The sequence below is a fragment of the Armatimonas sp. genome, assembly GCF_043760365.1.
In the GTDB taxonomy this organism is placed as follows: domain Bacteria; phylum Armatimonadota; class Armatimonadia; order Armatimonadales; family Armatimonadaceae; genus Armatimonas.
On record NZ_JAYUPA010000986.1, the window covers coordinates 1 to 2,724 of the forward strand.

Genomic DNA, 2,724 nt, shown 5'->3' on the forward strand with positions numbered 1-2,724 from the left:
CCGTCGGCTTTCGAGAGGTGCGACGCGCCAAACTCACAGATGGCGAGGGGCTTTTTGGGGGCGTAGGTGGCGTAGACGTACTTCAAATAGTCTGCTGGATTGTCTGCCAGTCCGGGACGCGTGACATTGTTGTCGTAGAACGGCACGGAGTAGAAGTTAATTCCCACCCAGTCCACGTAGGCATCGCCGGGGTAGAACTTGGTGATGTTCTTCTCGGGGATCACATTCACACACCAGACCATCGCGACATTGGGTGCAATCTGGGCAAAGACCTGCCGCACGAGCTGCCACTTGACAATATACTCGTTCGCGTTTGCATCGCCACCGTAGCGAGTCCAGTCACCGTTCATCTCGGAGGCGTAGCGCAGAAAGATCGGGCAGTCGGCCTCGGCGGCGTCCTGGGCGAACTGGCGCAAGTAGGTGTTTTGTTGAACGACTTGTAGGCCGTCGTTGGGCTCCCAGGCAATATGCGGCGCGACCCCTTGCGCTTTCAGCCGTGCGACCCACTTTTTCGGGAAAGGCCGCCCGTAGCTCACGTAACAAAAGACACTGGCGTGCTTCTTGCCGGTTTTCTCTCCAAACGCGTCGGGGTCTTCGTGGCTCTGGAAGTTCTCGTCCTGAAACGTGGAGGAAAGGCGCTCATCACGATCAATAAAACCGCCTAAATAGCAGCCCGAGGGCGGCTCCCACTTGGCAAGCGGCGAGGGAATCTTGGGCGCGAGTCCTGGAAGATGCGCAAAGAGCTGGACACTGCTAGAGAGGCGAGCCGCTTTGGCTTCCTCGACTTTTGCGCCTTCGGTATCCCCGTTCTTTTTATAGATCGCAGCCTCTTTGCGGTAGGCATCCGCCGCCTCGGCGAACTTGCCCGCCTTCTCCAGCGACTCCGCACGTCGTCTCCACTCAGCAGCAGATTGCATGGGAGCATTTTACCAGAACCCACCCGCCAGAACCCACCCGCCAGAACCCACCCGCCAGAACCCACCCGCCTCGTTCCTCGGCACCCTCCCTTAAAGCAAAGGAGGGTTTGGGGCAGTGCTTGAGAAATACAGAGGACATGAAAAAGACAAAACGTAAAATAGAAATGACCCGGATGAAGGCTGTCAACACATCTGGGTTTGGTGTGGGAGATACGGTTATCGTTAATCCTGAGGTGATATGTCCTGATTATCCCACAGTGGCTCTGGGCGGCTGGCAGGGCTGGATCAAAGATATTTACCCTGAGGAGAAGATGGTGGAGATTGTCTGGGATCAGCTCTCGCTGGAGGCACTACCCGATGCCCATATTTATGAGTTGGAGCAAGACGGCTTAGAGTGGGCCTCTATTGTTCTCAGCTGGTCCGATGTCTCTAAGGCAGAGCCGCGTGGGACGATTGCCGAGGCGGAAGCGGTTCATGCGGTGCTGGAGAAGCGCCACCGCTGGGACTATCTCGCTGAGGAAAACCCTGGTATTAGTGCGCTTCTGGGGCCGCTGGAGGATACTTCGACACAGGCGTGTTTGCAAGCCTGGGAGCACCATCTCGCAACCGCTCTAACTTTTCCTTTTGAAGCGTGCCGGGAAGAAGCGATGGGAGATGAGAGCGGTCAGGGGCCGGTTGCGGTGGGCAGTGTGGTCAAGGTCGTGGCAGTGGACTATGTAGATGAGCACTACGGTATTCTGGTCAAGGTCAAAGTGGGGCACTCAAACTACATCCTGCCTCTTTGCGAGCTGGAGGCGACAGACACTGACTCGGCAAACTACCAGCCTCTCAGGGACTATGTGGTCTGGTTTGCCAATTGGTAAGTCTCTGGTAGAATCTAGTAACTTTCTAGTAAAGCTTAGTAACTGTCTGGTGAAGCTTAGTAACTGTCTGGTGAAGCTTAGTAACTGTTTGGTGAAGCTTAGTAATTGTCTGGTAGAATAGAGTTAAAAGGAGTTTGGATCATGGCAATTCTTTCAGATGCAGAGTATGTTCGTGTTGTTGATAAGTTTCTTTCTCACTGGGCACAGGTAAATGCTGTGCTCGGTGCGTCACCTCTTGTTTTAAAAGCTGACTACACAATTGTCAACCTCAAGACAGATCGTGATGCTCTGGAGGCAACGCTCACAGCGCTTGTCAGCGCCAACAATAACCAGCAAATGGCTCGTGCCCAGCGCTCCGCAAAACAAAAGTTACAGAGTGCGCGGCTCAAGCAGTTTCGAAATGCTGTTCTGGGAAAGCTCGATGGCACCGATATTGCGGCGGCACTCCCTTTAATACCCAGTCCAAGTGCCCCGCCTGAGACCTGGATACAGGTACTAGAGGACATGGAGAATCTCTGGGAGCGCGTCAACACAGCCCCCCCCGCAGGCTTCACCGCGCCGCTCGTCCTGCCGATTGGCTACACGCAAGCAAACTTTACTACGGATATCACGGGCCTCAAGGCTACCTACACCGCGCTTGCCGGAGCGGAAAACGCCGCAAAGAGCACGCGCGAGAGCCGCACGAAGCAGGCAAAGGCCCTTCGCGCACGCCTTATCGCCTACCGAAAAGCCGCTGTCGGTTCCCTGCCTACCGGCCATGCGCTTCTTGCCTCGCTTCCCGGACTCTAAACTATCGTGAAACAAATGAGCCTTTTTCATGAATCGCTTCGCCGCCGGTTGGAAACCGGCGTCTGCAATGGCGTTCCGCCGCAAAGCCCGTTCCGGGCTGGGGATTCGGTAGCCCGGAACGGGCTTTGCAGCCGAAGGCTACTGATGACGCCCAA

3 protein-coding genes are annotated in these 2,724 nt (G+C 55.6%); 2 read left to right on the forward strand and 1 reads right to left on the reverse strand.

Annotated elements, in window-relative coordinates; all coding sequences use genetic code 11:
• A partial coding sequence (locus ACH2EH_RS24930; RefSeq protein ID WP_395146081.1) for a glycosyl hydrolase occupies positions 1-917 on the reverse strand: 917 nt, incomplete at its 3' end.
• Between the two features lie 137 nt (positions 918-1,054).
• On the opposite strand from ACH2EH_RS24930, the gene ACH2EH_RS24935 reads away from it, so the two are divergent.
• Positions 1,055-1,780, forward strand: a complete 726-nt coding sequence (locus ACH2EH_RS24935) for a calcium-binding protein (RefSeq protein ID WP_395146083.1) — start codon at positions 1,055-1,057, stop codon at positions 1,778-1,780.
• Between the two features lie 141 nt (positions 1,781-1,921).
• Positions 1,922-2,569, forward strand: a complete 648-nt coding sequence (locus ACH2EH_RS24940; RefSeq protein WP_395146085.1) for a hypothetical protein — start codon at positions 1,922-1,924, stop codon at positions 2,567-2,569.
• Positions 2,570-2,724: the final 155 nt, after the last annotated feature.